Source organism: gamma proteobacterium symbiont of Scutellera amethystina (assembly GCF_059730845.1).
Genome location: NZ_AP035935.1, coordinates 1,457,500 through 1,474,023 on the forward strand (window position 1 = coordinate 1,457,500; position 16,524 = coordinate 1,474,023).

Annotated in this window: 16 protein-coding genes and 1 tRNA gene; 7 read left to right on the forward strand and 10 right to left on the reverse strand. The window is 56.9% G+C overall.

Features of this window, described 5'->3' with window-relative positions; all coding sequences use genetic code 11:
* Positions 1–5: 5 nt before the first annotated feature.
* From rcsB to AC6I79_RS06650, 3 genes are read right to left on the reverse strand one after another with little or no spacing between them, the layout of a single operon-like run.
* A complete protein-coding gene (gene rcsB, locus AC6I79_RS06640; RefSeq protein ID WP_013509853.1) occupies positions 6–656 on the reverse strand; it encodes a response regulator transcription factor RcsB in 651 nt (216 codons plus the stop codon).
* Position 657: 1 nt separating this feature from the next.
* Positions 658–3,315 carry a phosphotransferase RcsD gene (gene rcsD, locus AC6I79_RS06645; RefSeq protein ID WP_159378651.1) on the reverse strand — a complete coding sequence of 886 codons (2,658 nt, stop codon included), beginning with the start codon at positions 3,313–3,315 and terminating at the stop codon, positions 658–660.
* Positions 3,316–3,339: 24 nt separating this feature from the next.
* On the reverse strand, positions 3,340–4,494 hold the full coding sequence (locus AC6I79_RS06650) for an MFS transporter (protein ID WP_088517035.1): 1,155 nt from the start codon (positions 4,492–4,494) through the stop codon (positions 3,340–3,342).
* Positions 4,495–5,387: 893 nt separating this feature from the next.
* Here AC6I79_RS06650 and ompC point away from each other — a divergent pair.
* Complete coding sequence (gene ompC, locus AC6I79_RS06655) at positions 5,388–6,497, forward strand: porin OmpC (protein WP_031280043.1); 1,110 nt, start codon at positions 5,388–5,390, stop codon at positions 6,495–6,497.
* A gap of 22 nt (positions 6,498–6,519) precedes the next feature.
* Here the strand turns inward: ompC and AC6I79_RS06660 are convergent, their stop codons facing one another.
* Positions 6,520–7,083: a TetR/AcrR family transcriptional regulator gene (locus AC6I79_RS06660; RefSeq protein ID WP_058769916.1), complete on the reverse strand. Its 564-nt coding sequence runs from the start codon at positions 7,081–7,083 to the stop codon at positions 6,520–6,522.
* 97 nt (positions 7,084–7,180) lie between these two features.
* On the opposite strand from AC6I79_RS06660, the gene AC6I79_RS06665 reads away from it, so the two are divergent.
* Positions 7,181–7,636 (forward strand): nuclear transport factor 2 family protein, encoded by a 456-nt coding sequence (locus AC6I79_RS06665; RefSeq protein WP_058758444.1) that lies wholly within the window; start codon positions 7,181–7,183, stop codon positions 7,634–7,636.
* 1 nt (position 7,637) lies between these two features.
* Here the strand turns inward: AC6I79_RS06665 and AC6I79_RS06670 are convergent, their stop codons facing one another.
* Positions 7,638–7,793, reverse strand: coding sequence for a hypothetical protein (locus AC6I79_RS06670; RefSeq protein ID WP_164861051.1), 156 nt, complete (start codon positions 7,791–7,793; stop codon positions 7,638–7,640).
* Positions 7,794–8,194: 401 nt separating this feature from the next.
* Between AC6I79_RS06670 and apbE the strand changes: the two genes are divergently transcribed.
* From apbE to AC6I79_RS06685, 3 genes are all read left to right on the forward strand, one after another.
* Complete coding sequence (gene apbE, locus AC6I79_RS06675; protein WP_021509242.1) at positions 8,195–9,226, forward strand: FAD:protein FMN transferase ApbE; 1,032 nt, start codon at positions 8,195–8,197, stop codon at positions 9,224–9,226.
* Positions 9,227–9,243: 17 nt separating this feature from the next.
* Complete coding sequence (gene alkB, locus AC6I79_RS06680; RefSeq protein ID WP_132465044.1) at positions 9,244–9,885, forward strand: DNA oxidative demethylase AlkB; 642 nt, start codon at positions 9,244–9,246, stop codon at positions 9,883–9,885.
* A gap of 86 nt (positions 9,886–9,971) precedes the next feature.
* Positions 9,972–11,624, forward strand: coding sequence for a multidrug ABC transporter permease/ATP-binding protein (locus AC6I79_RS06685; RefSeq protein WP_498027636.1), 1,653 nt, complete (start codon positions 9,972–9,974; stop codon positions 11,622–11,624).
* A 153-nt stretch (positions 11,625–11,777) separates the two neighbouring features.
* Here AC6I79_RS06685 and AC6I79_RS06690 read toward each other — a convergent pair whose 3' ends face one another.
* Both AC6I79_RS06690 and AC6I79_RS06695 read right to left on the reverse strand, forming a co-directional pair.
* Positions 11,778–12,503, reverse strand: a complete 726-nt coding sequence (locus AC6I79_RS06690) for a 4'-phosphopantetheinyl transferase family protein (protein WP_498027637.1) — start codon at positions 12,501–12,503, stop codon at positions 11,778–11,780.
* Positions 12,504–12,579: 76 nt separating this feature from the next.
* Positions 12,580–12,783 (reverse strand): hypothetical protein, encoded by a 204-nt coding sequence (locus AC6I79_RS06695; RefSeq protein WP_010618078.1) that lies wholly within the window; start codon positions 12,781–12,783, stop codon positions 12,580–12,582.
* A 393-nt stretch (positions 12,784–13,176) separates the two neighbouring features.
* On the opposite strand from AC6I79_RS06695, the gene AC6I79_RS06700 reads away from it, so the two are divergent.
* Both AC6I79_RS06700 and AC6I79_RS06705 read left to right on the forward strand, forming a co-directional pair.
* A complete protein-coding gene (locus AC6I79_RS06700; RefSeq protein ID WP_201449180.1) occupies positions 13,177–13,680 on the forward strand; it encodes a hypothetical protein in 504 nt (167 codons plus the stop codon).
* Between the two features lie 142 nt (positions 13,681–13,822).
* Positions 13,823–14,095 carry a hypothetical protein gene (locus AC6I79_RS06705; RefSeq protein ID WP_031280046.1) on the forward strand — a complete coding sequence of 91 codons (273 nt, stop codon included), beginning with the start codon at positions 13,823–13,825 and terminating at the stop codon, positions 14,093–14,095.
* A 33-nt stretch (positions 14,096–14,128) separates the two neighbouring features.
* On the opposite strand, the gene AC6I79_RS06710 is transcribed toward AC6I79_RS06705, so the two are convergent.
* From AC6I79_RS06710 to yejM, 3 genes are all read right to left on the reverse strand, one after another.
* On the reverse strand, positions 14,129–14,455 hold the full coding sequence (locus tag AC6I79_RS06710) for a four-helix bundle copper-binding protein (protein WP_159378540.1): 327 nt from the start codon (positions 14,453–14,455) through the stop codon (positions 14,129–14,131).
* A 162-nt stretch (positions 14,456–14,617) separates the two neighbouring features.
* Positions 14,618–14,694: transfer RNA gene (locus AC6I79_RS06715), tRNA-Pro, on the reverse strand.
* A gap of 72 nt (positions 14,695–14,766) precedes the next feature.
* Positions 14,767–16,515 (reverse strand): LPS biosynthesis-modulating metalloenzyme YejM, encoded by a 1,749-nt coding sequence (gene yejM / locus AC6I79_RS06720; RefSeq protein WP_159378539.1) that lies wholly within the window; start codon positions 16,513–16,515, stop codon positions 14,767–14,769.
* Positions 16,516–16,524: the final 9 nt, after the last annotated feature.

Genomic DNA, 16,524 nt, shown 5'->3' on the forward strand with positions numbered 1-16,524 from the left:
AGGGATTACTCTTTGTCGACCTGAGTGGCGCTGACGGAAGAGAGGTAGTTCAGCAGCGCGATATCGTTATCCACGCCCAGCTTCATCATTGCTGATTTCTTCTGGCTACTGATGGTTTTGATACTGCGGTTCAGCTTCTTGGCGATCTCGGTGACGAGGAAGCCTTCGGCGAACAGACGCAGCACTTCGCTCTCTTTCGGTGACAGACGTTTGTCGCCGTAGCCGCCGGCGCTGATTTTCTCCAGCAGTTTGGCCACGCTTTCCGGCGTGTACTTTTTGCCTTTCTGCAGGGCTGCCAGCGCTTTTGGCAGGTCAGTTGGTGCACCCTGTTTCAGCACGATGCCTTCGATATCCAGATCCAGTACCGCGCTCAGGATCGCTGGGTTATTGTTCATGGTCAGAACAATAATGGAGAGATCCGGATAGTGACGCTTGATGTACTTGATCAGCGTGATGCCGTCGCCGTATTTTTCGCCCGGCATCGACAGATCGGTAATCAGGACGTTGGCATCCAGTTTGGACAAGCTATTGATCAGTGCTGTTGAGTCTTCAAACTCACCTACCACATTCACCCATTCGATCTGTTCCAGAGATTTACGGATACCGAACAGAACGATTGGATGGTCATCGGCAATAATTACATTCAGGTTATTCATCTTATTGGTTACCTTGCTGCAGCAGTTGGTTGACGTACGCGTCAATTTCACTGGTGGTATTTTTAATGGTTAAATCGTCGCACAGTTTAATGTGCTGTTCTAACTCTTCACAAAGCTGTTTACCCGGCAGTAAATTGAGCATGGCAAACACGCCTTTCAGGCGATGCGCTGTCTGAGCAAGCGAGGGATAGTCCTTCTCCGCCGACTCAGTATACAGTCTCTTCACATCTGGCGGTACTGTCTCCGTAAACAGCTGGAAATAGCCGCCGCTCAGCAGCGGCGTGGCAGCCTCATCGTCGTCGCTCTCCTCTATCGAATCGTGAGCCAGTTGCTTCTCAATCAGGGCCAGCAGCGCATCAAGCAGCGCATTGCTGAGATTGAAATTGACCCGGAATTGCTGGTCGTTGAGGGCGTGATGTCCCATTTCGTCGCCCGCCAGCAACAGCGCCCAGCCGTGCAGGCGTGCCGGATCGTCTGTCACCAGCACATCATGCTCCTGCCCGGACAGGCGTTCGTCCGAGGTCAGGCAATTTGCCCCCCAGTTCTCGAGGTGGCGGCAGACAATTTTGTGTACGTCTTCGACCGCGATATCCACCAGCGCCGTCACGCCTTCCAGCAGTTTCTCTTCCTGCTCGCTCTGCTGCTCCAGCGCCAGCGGCAGCTGAATGTTGTAGCGCGTGCCGATATCCGGTTTGGCAATAATCTCCAGCTGGCCGCCCATCTGTTTGCACAGCTGCTTACACAGGAAAAACGCCATGCCGGACGCCTGACCGTAACGATCCTGCGTGGTTTCGCCGAGGTAAGGGAAATCGACGTTGGCCAGCTCGTCGCCGGTCAGGCCTGAGCCGGTATCCACCAGCTGGAACAGCACGCTGTTGGCTTTGCTGTCGCTGGCTTTGATATCGAGGGAAATCTTGCCCCACTGCGTGGTGGTGAGCGCGTAGTGCATCAGCGTGGTCAGGACTTTACGCAGCGCGCGGCGATCGCCAAAGCGCATCTCGTCGTTGGCCAGCTGATTGTTGACCACCAGCGTCAGCCCTTTGCGGCGCAGCAGCGGCAGGCTCTCCAGCGCAATCTCATCCAGCAGATCCTGCAGGTTAAACACGCCCGCATCCGGCGACCAGTCGTGGGCTTCCAGCCGGTTGAGCAGGACGATATCGTCCACCAGCCGCGCCAGACCCTGGCTCTCATCCAGCAGATCCAGCACGCTCTCGTCGTCATCGCGCTGGCTGAGCTGCACCAGCTGCGTCACCATGCTCTGCAGCGGACGATTAAGCGCATGGCCAAGATTCTGCATCAGCTGCTGGCGCATCTGGTGGTTGCGATCCAGCACCTGCTGCGCTTTTTGCAGCTTCTTATTCACCAGCAGCTCGCGATCCTGATCGCGCATCATAAACAGCTGGGTGTGCGGCGACAGCATGCTGCGCGCGTGGCGAATCTCATACACTTCGTTATTGATGGTAGCCTGCAGCACGCCCTGATGCTGATCGGACATATTGATGATCTTCTGCAGATTGAGATGCGGCAGCAGATGCTCAGCGATTTTGTTGCTCAGCAGCGTGCGATTGGTACCAAAGTCATACACCAGCAGCCCGACCGGCAGGCTGGCGACGATCTCCTCATTCAGCATACGCAGCGAATCAAGCTCAGCGCTCTGGTTCTCATTCGGTCGCAGCGACTGCTGGCGCAGCAGCGTAATGCCGGCAATAGACAGCAGGAACAGCAACAGGTTGATCAGCAGCGGCCACATCAGGTTGTGCAGGGTATCCATCGCCAGGCTGGCGAGCGGCACCCGGTACACCAGCTGGAGCGAGGTGCTGGGCAGCGTGGCGGCAATCTCCAGGTTCGGGTTAACCAGCGTCACTGCGGTGCTTTCGCTGCTGGCGTCATCGCTGGTGGCGCTGCCGGGCTGGCTGGCATCCTGGCGCAGCTGGAAATTCTCCAGCGGCATACTGCGTGGAATCAAATCGTTAACCGGCAGATCGAACGCCACCACCGTGGCTAAATGACCTGGCTGGTTAAACGTGGTGCGCAGCGTGAAGTAGTGATCGTTCTGCCAGGCAAAGTGGCGCAGTGGCGAGAAGCTTTCGCGTTCGTCGAGCGCATTGGCCTGTTGCAGCATTTCGGCGCGGCGGCTGTCCACCAGCGTATTGATCGCGCTCTCTTTATAGCGCGTCGCCATATCCTTGAGCGGCAGGGTCGAGATCATGATCAGGCTGTTGTCCTGACCATTGAGGAAGTACATCGACCACGCCGGATTTTCAGCGCCCCATAGCGTATCGAGATAATTGGACATGCGCAGCGTCATATCCAGCGTGCTGCTGTCGTGCGAGCCGAAAATCAGCGCTTCGGTCTTGCGGCGGGTTTTCTCCAGATAGTAAACGTCCGGGCGCAGGCGCGTCTCCTGCAGGCTGCTGCTCGGCGTCGAGCCCGCGGCGCTGGTGGCGAGATTTTCATAGATTTGCCAGGTGGCAAAGCGGTAAGCATCAATGCGTTTTTGCATCGCGCGCGCCAGGTCGGTCATGGCGTAGCGCTTTTCCATGATCCACGCATTCACACTGTTGTGCACCATGGCGCCGAGCGCGAGAAACAGCACCAGGTTAAACACCACGAAAAAGCGCGTTACGTTGCCGGAGGTCAGCGGAAATTTATAAGGCAGCATAGGTGTCTCAGTATCCTGCAATTAACGCGCGACCAGCCGGGCGCTGGCGGCAACCGCCAGCAGCAGCAGGGCGATAAGTAAAAACGCGCCGCTCAGGCTGAGCCACTGGGAAATAAAGCCGATTAAAGCCGGGCCTGAAAGAATACCCGCATAGCCGAGCGTTGTCATGGCGGAAATCGCCAGATTGGCCGGCATATCCTGTTGATTACCGGCGGCATTAAACAGCATCGGCACGGTATTGGCCAGGCCAAAGCCCACCAGCAAAAAGGCCAGCAGCGCCGCCTGCGGCCACGGCAGCAGCACCGCCAGCGTCATGCCGGCTGCCGCCGCCAGCGCACCGGTCAGCATCACCGGATAGCGGCCAAAGCGCTGAATCACTTTATCGCCCGTCAGACGACCTATGGTCATGGCGATGGAGAAGATGGCGTAACCCAGACCGGCGTGCGCCACGCTCATGCCCGGACTTTGCAGCAGCAGCAGGGCGCTCCAGTCGAGTACCGCGCCTTCCGCAAGGAACAAAATAAAGCACAGGCAACCGAGGAAGGCGACCCAGCCGCGCGGGATCACCAGCCAGGGTTGATCGGGCTGATGCAGGCGCTCCGTCATCAGCGTCGGCAGGCTGCACAGCAACAGCAGCACCATCAGCAGCATGATAACGCCCACCGCCTGCAGCGGTGTCAGACCCGCGCCAAGTAACAGGCTGACCGCGCCGGCGCCAAGAATACCGCCAAGACTGAAGAAACCGTGGAAACCGGACATCATCGGCTTGGCCGCCGCTTTCTCAACCTCAACCGCCTGTACATTCATGGCCACATCCAGCATGCCGAGCCCGGCACCGAACACCATTAGCGTGGCGGCCATCAGCCACATCACATTCAGTGTCGCCAACAGCGGCAGTACTGCCAGCACCACCAGCGTGGAGCACAGCATAACGCGGCGGCAGCCAAAGCGTGCCACCAGCGCACCGGTCACCGGCATTGCCGCCAGTGAACCAATGCCGAGACACAGCAGCAGGCCGCCCAGCGACGCGCCCGTCAGCTGGAGACGCTGGCTGGCAAACGGCACCAGCGGTGCCCACGCAGACATGCTTAAACCGGCGATGAGAAAAACGAGGCGTGTTCCCAGATTGACACGCTGATGCAATTTGTTGGGCTGTGCGGCGTCCAGTGCTGTCATAAAGGTGTCGTTGTCATAAGTCGTTCGAGCGACGAAGTTTAGCATTAAAGCTGGCGCGGCACCGCTCAATGAAGGCGAAGAGCAGGGCAAAAATGGTCGCCAGAAAAGAGCATATTACCGATCTTTTGCCAGGCGCTGCGCTTTTCCAGACATTTCCTGGACTTCATAAGCTCTCTGGCTCTTAGTAAACCGACAGATTCAGTGAAAAATTTGGCTTAAGTTGGGGTGAAAATCGATTACTGCGGCAACGCTAACTGACTGAATAGTGGTAAAGAATATTCCGCAAACGGTTGGGGAAACGCATCGGCTATATTCCTGCTTAACTTTATTACGCCCGGAAATTAACATTGTGCAATCATGGCTAAGTAATGAACAAAAAGTGCGAAAACGAACAAATAATGGCGTCCTGAGTGGCGGTTAATTTAACCTCAGTAAACAGGTTTACATAAAATTACACAGCGGAAGAAAAATGGCAGGCAAAAAAATGCCGGACAATCATGTCCGGCGGGAATTAGGGTAAATCTCTCATTCGGGGTGAATGAAGGTAATAATGAAATAAATGATGATAGCGGGAGTAATTGTATGCGCTGAGTGGCGTTAAGTTTTATCATTCAGTGCGGCAGCTTATCTCATCTTATCTCTATGTATTTAAATGAATAAAATTCGGTTTATCAATTAGTGCGATATTTTTTGCCGATGTGTGCTGATTATTAGTTCCGCGAAATTTACATTTGGAAATAACTATTTAATACAATGAAACACTTTCGGAAATTTAGTATCATTTTCGTGATAGATTATTGCTCTCCATAAAATAACAATGGCTTGCCGGCTGAATTTTTAAGCATTCAGTTAGCAGTGGCACATATAAAAGGCACATTACAGAGGGTAATAAAATGAAACGTCGCGTTCTCTCCCTGATGATTCCTGCATTGCTGGTGGCAGGCTCAGCAAGCGCAGCTGAAATTTATAACAAAGATGGCAACAAATTAGACCTCTACGGCAAAGTAGACGGCCTGCACTATTTCTCGGACAACGATGGCCAGGACGGTGACCAGTCTTACCTGCGTTTTGGTTTTAAAGGTGAAACTCAGGTGACCGACCAGCTGACCGGCTACGGTCAGTGGGAGTACCAGGCAGCGCTGAACACCGCAGAATCGCAGGGTACCGCTAACAGCTACACCCGTGTCGGCTTCGCCGGTCTGAAATTCGGTGATGCGGGCTCGTTCGACTACGGCCGTAACTACGGCGTACTGTATGACATCGGCGCCTGGACTGACGTGCTGCCGGAGTTTGGTGGTGACACCTACGGCGCGGACAACTTCATGTTCCAGCGCAGCAACGGCCTGGCGACTTACCGCAACAGCAACTTCTTCGGCCTGGTGGATGGCTGGAACTTTGCCGTGCAGTATCAGGGCAAAAACGACAACCCAACCGAATCCTCTTCCGGTCGTGATGTCCTGGGTGAGAACGGCGACGGCTGGGGCCTGAGCACCACCTATGATCTGGGCTCCGGCTTCGGTCTGGGTGCGGCGATGTTCCAGTCTGACCGTACCAACAATCAGAACGGCAACGCGCCAGGCATTCTTGGTCGCGGTGATAAAGCCGAAGCCTACACCGGCGGTCTGAAATATGACGCTAACAACGTGTATCTGGCGGCGATGTACACCCGTTCTTACAACGCAACCCGCTTCGGCGCGGTGGATTCCGCTGCGTACGGCTATGCCAACAAAGCGGACAACTGGGAACTGGTGGCACAGTATCAGTTTGACTTCGGTCTGCGTCCGTCGCTGGCCTTCGTCTCCTCACGCGGCAGCGATATCGAAGGTTACGGCAGCCAGAACCTGAAAAAATATGTCGACGTGGGTGCGACCTATTACTTCAACAAAAACATGTCGACCTATGTTGATTACCAGATCAACCTGCTGGACGACAACAACTTCACCGATGCGGCCGGTATCAACACCGACGACATCGTTGCGCTGGGCCTGGTTTACCAGTTCTAAGCCGGAGAGCGTGGCCTGCGGGTCACGCTCTGCTCTCCAGCAGCGCATTCAGCGCCGCCTGCAGCGTTGCCGTCACCTGCTGCGCCGCTTCCCCCATCTGAACCTGAACGATTGCGCCATCCACCAGCAACACGATCTGCCCGGTTTTATCCTGCTGCGCCGTGCTGAGTCTTTCGGCAATGGCGGCCGCCATCTCCCGCTTGTGCTGGCGAATCAGGGCGCTCGCTTCCGGCAGGGTATCAGCCAGTTCTGCCGCGCTATTAATAAACGCACAGCCGCGGAAATCCTCCTCCTGAAACCAGCTCAGTAACGCAGCCGGCAGCGCCACGTTGATGGCAGGCTGCTGCGCCAGCGCGCTGCGAAAGCCGCTCATCCAGCGCTGATGGCGCTGCTGCAGAAACGCCAGAATTAAGTCATTTTTGGCCGGAAAGTGGCGGTAGAAAGTCACTTTGGTCACGCCAGCCGCGGCAATCACTTTATCGATGCCGGTAGCACGGATGCCTTGCGCATAAAACAGCTGTTGCGCGCTGAGCAGGATGCGGTCACGCGCGCTGGCGCTGGCATCAAACAGCAGGGGTGCGAGCATAAGAAAAAATTCCTGTTTACGGGGGTAGACAGAATTGTCTACATACGGCAGGATGAATCAAGTAGACAGACCTGTCTACATCATCAGGAGATAAAAAATGCTCATTCCCCCGTTCGATCATCAAAGTGCCTTAGAAAAAGTGCGTATGGCGGAAGATGCCTGGAACAGCTGCGATCCGCAGCGCGTGTCGCAGGTTTACAGTGAAGATACCCGCTGGCGCAATCGCAGCGAATTCGTTAACGGCCGCGCGGACGTCGTGACCTTTCTGCAGCGCAAATGGGCCCGCGAGCTGGATTATCGGTTGATTAAAGAGTTGTGGGCGTGGCACCACGATAAGCTGGCGGTGCGTTTTGCCTATGAGTGGCGCGATGACAGCGGCAACTGGTTCCGCAGCTACGGCAATGAAAACTGGCACTTTGGTGCCGATGGTCTGATGATTCAGCGCTTCGCCTGCATCAACGATTTGCCGATCAGCGCTGAAGCGCGACTGTTTCACTGGCCGGCTGGCAGACGCCCGGACGATCATCCGGGCCTGAGCGAGCTGGGTCTGTAATTTACGGCGCGTTGCGCCAGCGTCTGGCCTTTGCCGCCTGCTGCGGGGATGTGGTGGCAGGCGGCAGGCTGCCTTCCAGCGCCACGCCCGCCAGCGTAAAGGCGGAAAAGCTCAGCCAGCGCTGCCATTTATCCTGTTGTTCTGTTGCCTTACTCATCTTGCACCTCGCTGATGTTCAACCCAGCATCAACGCTGCACAATTCATGCCATGCTACCGCTCTCAGCGCCACGCGCCCCGTGGCCGCTTTGTTACACTGCGCCAGCGCTGAAGCGGTGCAGGATGCACGACGCTGGTGCAATGCCTTAACGTCGGCGCGACGGATAGTGCTGAATCAGGCGGTGGCGATAGTGCTGCCAGCAACGGAAGCTTCCGTAAGCAAATAACCCGGCGGTAATAGCAAGAATCATATAAATCATCTGTCGCTCCTGTAAGGATTCTCGTGCAGGAACGCAGTATGCTGTGCCAGCCAGCGATCAACTTCAAGCAGCTTTAGACGGTTTTACAAGCGAGTTATGCTTTGTAATAGGCTGTAGTAATGATTTACAGACGAGGAATTGATGAATTTTCAGAACATTCTGCTGACCGGCATGGTAGCACTGCTGCTGAGCGGGTGCGAGCAAAAACCGGCGCAGCAGGCGCTGGTGCTGGAAGGCAAAACCATGGGAACGGTGTGGCGCGTGAGTCTGGCGGGCGTGGATGCTCAGCGTAAGGCCGCGCTGCAGCAGGCGATTCAGCAGCAGCTCGATCGCGACGATGGCGAACTCTCCACCTGGAAAAAGGACTCGGTGCTGTCGCGCTTCAACCAGTATCAGGGACAGGATCCCCAGCCGGTCAGTGCCGATATGGCCGATATCGTCACCCGCGCGCTGCGCATCGGCCAGCTGACCGGCGGCGCGATGGACATTACCGTCGGGCCGCTGGTGAATCTGTGGGGCTTTGGCCCGGCGCAGCAGCCGGCGCATACGCCATCGGATGCCGCCATCGCCGCCGCCAAAGCGCAGACCGGCCTGCAGCACCTGCGCGTGATTGAGACGGTGAACGGCCAGTGGCTGCAGAAAGATCTGCCTGGCCTGTATGTCGATCTCTCCACCATGGGCGAAGGCTACGCCACCGATCACCTGGCGCGGCTGATGGAACAGCAGGGCATCACTAATTATCTGGTGTCGGTGGGCGGGGCAGTGCTGAGTCGCGGCCTGAATGCCAGCCAGCAGCCGTGGCGGGTCGCCATCCAGAAACCGACCGATCGCGAGAACGCGGTGGAGGCACGCGTTGATCTGCAGGGGCACGGAATCAGCACCTCCGGCAGCTATCGCAACTATTATGAACTGGATGGCAAACGCATCTCGCACGTGATCGATCCGGCCAGCGGCCGACCCATCGATCACCGGCTGGTCTCAGCCACGGTGATTGCCACCACCGCGCTGGAAGCCGACGGCTGGGACACCGGGCTGATGGTGCTCGGCACCGAGCGTGCCAAAGCGCTGGCGCTGAAACAGCATCTGGCGGTGTATCTGATTACGAAGCAGGGCGACGGTTTCAGCCACTGGATGTCGCCACAGTTTAAATCGTTTCTTATCGATCAGCCCTGACCTGACAGGAGGTAACTGTGCTGGATCTATTTAGTGAAGACGCGCCATGGCAGGAGCCGCTGGCCGAGGGCGCGGTGATTCTGCGGCGCCGGGCGCGCGAGCAGGCCGATGCGCTGCTGGCGGCGATTCATGACGTCGCGGCCCTTAACCCGTTTGCCCACCGCATCACGCCGGGTGGCCATCGCATGTCGGTCGCCATGACCAACTGCGGCGATTTCGGCTGGTCGACCGATTCGCGCGGTTACCAGTACACCGAACAGGATGTCAGCAGCGGCCGTAAATGGCCGCCGATGCCCGCGCTGTTCCGCGCGCTGGCGCAGCAGACCGCGCAGGAGGCCGGCTTTGCCGGTTTCAATCCGGACGCCTGCCTGATTAACCGCTATGAGCCCGGCGCCAAACTGACGCTGCATCAGGATAAGGATGAGAAAGACTTACGCCAGCCGATTGTCTCGGTATCGCTTGGCCTGCCGGCCGTTTTTCAGTTTGGCGGTTTCGAGCGCGGCGATGCGACGCAGCGCGTGCTGCTGGAGCACGGCGATATCGTGGTGTGGGGCGGTCCGTCGCGCCTGCGCTATCACGGCATTTTGCCGCTAAAAGCGGGCATCCATCCGCAGGCTGGCGCGTTCCGTTACAACCTGACCTTCCGCCGCGCCCAGTAACCGTAAAACGGATGAGAATTATTCTTGCCTTCACCCGAAGCGCCATTAAACTGCAGGCTGCCTGGTTGACCTCTGGATAATTTTTAATGGCATTGCTTCAGGTTGTTTTTCGCCAGTACCGCTGGCCATTTATTGGCGTGATTGTGCTGACGCTGCTCAGCGCCGCACTGGGTATCGGGCTGATCGCCTACATCAATAATGAACTGATCGCGGCAGTTAATACCTCGCTCACCGTGCTGCCGGGCTTTCTCGCCCAGCTGTTTTTGCTGATGGCGGTGACGCTGGCATCGCAGCTGGCGCTGACTCAGCTCGGCCACCATTTTGTCTGGCGGCTGCGCGGTGAGTTTATCAAGCGTATTCTGGATACCCGGGTTGAACGCATTGAGCAGATTGGTAACGCTCAGCTGCTGGCCGGCCTGACCAGCGACGTGCGTGCTATCACTATCGCGTTTGTGCGCCTGCCGGAGCTGATTCAGGGCATCATTATTACGCTGGGTTCCGCGATCTATCTGGCGTGGCTGTCACCGCAAATGCTGTTGATCACCACGCTGTGGCTGGTGGTGACGCTGATCGGCGGCTGGCTGCTGGTGTCGCGCGTCTATCAGCACATGGCGAAGCTGCGCGACATCGAGGACGAGCTGTACCGTGATTTTCAGACCATCATTGAAGGGCGCAAAGAGCTGCAGCTTAACCGCGAGCGCGCCCGGCTGATTTACGACACCGTGTATCAGGAAAATGCCACGGATTATCGTCGTCACATTGTGCGCGCCGATACCTTCCATCTCAGCGCGGTGAACTGGTCGAACATTATGATGCTCGGCGCGATTGGTATTGTGTTCTTCATGGCCAACGGTCTGGGCTGGGCCAATACCGCTGTCGCCGCGACCTATTCGCTGACGCTGCTGTTCCTGCGCACGCCGCTGCTGGCGGCAGTAGGCGCGCTGCCGACGCTGCTCAGCGCACAGGTGGCGTTGCGGAAAATTAATACCTTCGATCTGGCTCCCTACAGCGCCGGTTTCAAAGCGCTGCCGACGGTGAGCGACTGGCAGACGCTGGAGCTGCGCGACGTCTGTTTCCATTATGGCGAGCACGGTTTTGCCGTCGGCCCGATCAACCTGACGCTGCGCCGCGGTGAACTGGTGTTTCTGATTGGCGGTAACGGCAGCGGTAAATCCACGCTGGCGATGCTGCTGACCGGGCTGTATCAGCCGCATTCGGGCCGCCTGCTGCTGGACGGTAACGAGGTGGACTGGCATAACCTTGATGCTTATCGCCAGCACTTCTCGGCGGTGTTCACTGACGTGCATCTGTTTGACCGCCTGATTCGTCGCGGTGGTGAGCCGGCTAATCCGGCGCTGGTGCAGCAGTGGCTGGAACGGCTGAAAATGCAGGACAAGCTGAAGCTGGAAGGCAACCGGGTACTCAACCTGCAGCTGTCGAAAGGGCAGAGCAAGCGGCTTGCTCTGCTGCTGGCGGCGGCAGAGGAGCGCGATATCCTGCTGCTCGATGAGTGGGCGGCCGATCAGGACCCGCATTTCCGCCGCATCTTCTACCGCGAGCTGCTGCCGTGGCTTCAGGCGTCCGGCAAAACCGTGTTCGCCATCAGCCATGACGATCACTACTTTATTCATGCCGATCGGCTACTGGAAATGCGCGATGGGCAGTTAAGCGAGCTGACCGGCCGCGAGCGCGAAATGGCCACGCTGGATGCCGTCAAACGCACTGATACCGGCCATTGACGGCTGGCGGCAAAGCTTAGCAAAAACCCTTATTGGGCAGGACGTTGTCAGCGGGATACAGTGGGTCGCAGCAGAGATCCTCGTCTCTGCCTCCCTGGAACACTTCTGTCGTCTTGTGTTGTCACCGGCCCGGGCTCATTCCGCGCCGGTTTTTTATTGCTCGCAGGCCGGGTGAGTGAGCAGTGTGACCACACGCGCCGGCTGCAGCCAGAAGCGTGCGTCCAGCACGGTGCTGCGGGTAAATTCCGCGCTGAAATCCTGACACAGCTGCAACCGCGCGCGCTGCTGCGGCAGGTCGAGATCGATCAGCGCAGCCTGATGAAACGCCATGGGCTGATGCAGCCGCGGCCATAGCGCCTTATAAAGACTCTCTTTCAGCGAAAACAGCAGCGTTGCCGCCTGCGCAAAGGGCAGCGGCTGGCCCTCAAGCAGCGCGCGCTCCTGCGCGTTCATCAGCAGTTCCGCCGTGTCCTGCGCGGTTTCCTCTGCCATCACCTGCTCAACATCAATGCCCACATACAAGGCCTCGCGCGTCGCGGCCATCACCACGCAGTCATGGCTGTGCGACAGCGAAGCACGAATACCTGCCGGCCAGCACGGTGAGCGATCCGGCGCGTTGTGCAGCACAAAATCAGTGATTCCCAGCTGCGCCAGCTGTTGTCGCACCAGCCAGCGGCTGGCGAGATATTCAATTTTGCGTTTGCTGGCTGCCTGCTGTAGTGCAGACGGCAGCGGCAGTTGCCACTGCGCAGGTAAAGCGGCGTGCCACTGTTGCCGATCAAAGCGGCACCACGCCAGCGACAGCGATTCAGCGGTGTGGCCAGCGGCGGTGATAAAACCACAAGCGGGCAGCGGCAGGGATGTTTCGGCTGAGAACATAACGAGTAACGGCTGATGGAAAAGCGTGTTTTACCAGTCAGCCGCGGGCAGAGCAAGCCGAAAAGGCTGCTGCGGGTTAGCGATTTGGCGGGATAGCGAAGCTCTTCATCTGCACCACAAAATGGTGGTGGCCTTTGGTAATGCGTGCACCACGGTCACACCAGTGGCTCGCCAGGCGGAAGAAATCATCGCTGCCAATATCATACGCCAGCTCCACTTTGCTGATGCCTGAGTGCAGGAGTTCTTCCGCATCCTGCAGGTTTTTTGCTTTGATGACCATAACGAGATTCCATCAAATAAACGGGAGCTTTAGGGTAGGGGAAATCTGTGACAGTTTTGTTTCACTTTAATGAATTGCTGTCACAAATCAGTAAAAACGTGATCCCGGTCGGCTTTGCTGACTTCAGTTAAGTACCTGATTCGCAGCATGAATGAAGTGTGATGCGAGATTATGCTGCAGGATTTTGCACTCTGCACAGTAAGGTCAGGGCCTGTCGCAGTGGTGACGGATAGCCGCGTCTGGCGCGGTAATGGCGCGGTCATTTTCCATCTCTATCCTTCCTGTAGTGGCTGTATTATGAAGCCCATCACACATCGATAGCCGCTTCGTTTAACCGGGGTAAAGCGTGGGCGTAAGATGCTGGTGGCTGACGAAGAGGCTAAGGAGCGAACGATGCAAAAACTGGCTGGCATAATGTTACTGGGGTGCATGAGCGTAGGCGCTGCACAGGCAGCAGATCTCAGCTTCCAGAATGCGCAGGGCAATATTGAAATGGTGCCCGGCAAACCCACCTTTGTGCATAAACTGCACTACCGCAAACTCTATGATGAAAAGCCGTTCCCGGATGCAGTGATTTATTACTACAGCAACGGGGTGTATAAAATCCTGTCGCAGGGCGAAAATCATTATGGCCTCTACGTGATGCAGGGCAGCGTTGAGGACCAGAGTTACACCATCCGCTATATTTCAGCGCCGTCGAAAGACTGGGGCAACAAAACTGCCTTCCATCAGCTCACCTTTGTGAATGGCGCGCAGGCAAAGGTGTTTATTCAAAACGCGATTACCGATACCGGTGAGCAGATCGCCCAGCAAAACGGCGAGTTTTTGCTGCAGGATCACGATCCCGCGCACGCGGCGGCAGACCGCTGGGATGATGATTTAAAAATCAAACGCTGACGGTTTAGCCCTTCATCTGTGCCGCGATCGTCGCGCGTTTGGTTGCGGCACCCGATGCGTTATCCACAGCAAAGATTTTCCCTATCCCAGCGAGAATTGTTTCCGGCTGGCAACGCAGCGGAAACTCGATAATTATCAGGGCATGACTAAATATCGTGTAAGAGTGGGTTTTCACAACCCTTCAGCCCTGACCTTCAGGCAACTGGATGAAATACTGGAACCGCAACGCTTCTGGCGCAGTGACACGCGCAGCGGTACGTTTCGCTACTTCATGGAGTATGAATATGAGTCGGACGTACGCGATATCTGCGAAGTGTGCGAGCTGGCTTATTCGCAGGCGTGTAAGGTGAAGAAATGCCCACTGATTCTGGTGCAACCCTGCGAGGCAGAGGTTTCACTCAGCGTCAACGATTGAGATTCGCCGCAGCGAATCTCAATCCGGCTGGCATCATGCCGCCATTTTACGGCACTCTTCTGCACAGCGCTGACAGGCCTGAGCGCATTGCTGGCAGTGCTGGTGTTGATGCTGCTGGCACGCCTGCGCGCACTGCTGGCAGATGTCGGCGCAGAACTGACAGAGCTGCTGCACCGATGCACTGTTTAGCGCCATGAACTGCGCCGTGAGGCGACAGGTATTGGCGCACTGCATATCCAGCCTGATGCATTCGCGCATCATCTCCACATTTTCCTCATCCAGACAGGATGTTGCGCAGTGGTCGCACGCGGCTGCGCACAGATAACAAGCCTCCACGCAGCGTTTATATTCATCAAGCATGTTTCCTCCTTGCATTGGTGATTAACCGTTTAAGCCTGGAAAGGATTGGTCATTATGCAATGAAGGAAAGCGTTAGGATTTATTACCGCGCTGTGCTTAACGCCGCGATTTTACAGCAGAAAATAAAAAAGCAGCCATAAAGGCTGCTTTTCTTTGGGATTTTGGTCGGCACGAGAGGATTTGAACCTCCGACCCCTGACACCCCATGACAGTGCGCTACCAGGCTGCGCTACGTGCCGAACGTGGAGGATTATACTACTGGTTCCGTTGGCGATTGCAATATGCCGGCAGCTTAACTGCCTCATAATTAATCAGTTTGCCGTGAACCGTTTCTCTTCCGTCAGCACCTGCAACAGCAGCGCCAGCTGAGGTTTATGATCTTTCAGCTCTTTGCCCTGGGCATCGTACGCGCTGTAGTTACCGTTGTTGCTGAGCACCAGCGTCACCGTTGGCGTGGTCACCACCAGTTTGCCATCTTCACTGCTGGCGACCCAGTTATGGCTGCGCTGCGCTGCAAACAGATCTTCACCCTGTGAATAGTTAACCGGATTGGTGCGCACGTGCAGCAGGCGCTGCATCAGCGTGGTCATCACATCCTGCTGATCGGTCAGGCGATCGATGCTCTGCGCCGGGGTATTCGGCCAGTGCACCACCAGCGGTACCTGCAGCGTCGCGCGGTTGCCCGGGTTATCGCTGTTGTCGAAAGTAATGGCGCGCTGCGCCGTGATCACCACCACGGTATTTTTCAGCGCATCATTCTGCTGCAGCGTATGCAGCACCGTCGCGATTTGTTCATCCACGTTTGTCGCCTGGCGCATATAGCTGCGCTGGCGCGCTTTGGTGCTGTCGCCGGTTACCGTCACGCCGTTGAGCGCAATCCATGAGAACCAGGGCGCACCGCCTTTCTGACCATTGAGCCAGTTCTGCCACTGCGTCACCGTGGTGCTGTTAGGCTGGGTGTCGGCCTGCGGCAGGCTGTAATCCGCCAGCAGCGCCTGACGGTACAGCGGCTGGCTAAAGCCATCGGAAGAGAACAGGCCGAACTGATAACCCTGACTGTTCAGCGCGCCGAGCAGGGCAGAGGGCATGCGCGCCGCCAGCACGCCGTCCATGTAGCTGGAGGAGATACCGTAGAACAGGCCGAACAGGCCTTTTTCCGGCTGCAGTCCGGCGCTGTAATGCTGGGTAAAGCGCACATTCTCACTGGCGAACTGGTTTAGCGATGGCAGCGCTTTATCCACCGTGGCATTGTTCAGGCCGTCCACCGTCAGAATCAGCAGGTTGTGACGCGTTCCGCCATCGCGGAACGTAATATCGCTGAGCGGATACTGCACCGACAGCGCTTCCGGATCGCCCTGTTGCACCAGACGGCGCTGATACTCCTGCGCATCCAGCAGGCCATGTCGCTCCAGAAAGCGCCGTGCGGTCATCGGATAGGAGAGCGGCAGGTTGGCACGCTGCATGGTAATCGGCCGGTAGAAGTTGGCGTCTGCCCAGATATACAGCAGATGACTGGCAAAGAAGGCGCTGATAAACAGCGCGGCCAGCGGCTTGCCAAACGAACGCCGGTTCAGGCTGCGCAGCTTTTGCCAGCTCCAGGTGGCAAACAGCATCTCAACGAGGAAAATCAGCGGTACGCTGATAAACATCAGCTGCCAGTCGCGCGCCATCTCGCTTTGATCGGGGTTGACCACCAGTTCCCACACCACCGGATTGAGGTGCAGATGGAAACGGTTGAACACCGCGCTGTCGACCATAATCAGCGTCAGCCCGGCCGTGGCGACCACGGCGGAGAGCACGCGCAGCAACCGCTGCGACATGGCGACAAAGGTCAGCGGGAAGATAATCAGCAGATAAGCGGCAAACACGATAAAGCTGAAATGGCCAATCCAGCTGGTAAACGCATAAATACGGCCGGCGAGGGAAGAGGGCCAGTCGGCGACCAACAGGTAGCGGCTGCCTAAAATAAGCGCAAACAGAATATTAAACAGGGCAAACCAGTGCCCCCAGCTGATCATCTGGGAGACTTTTTCACGGTAGCGCTGCCGGTTGGTTACCATATTTATGAG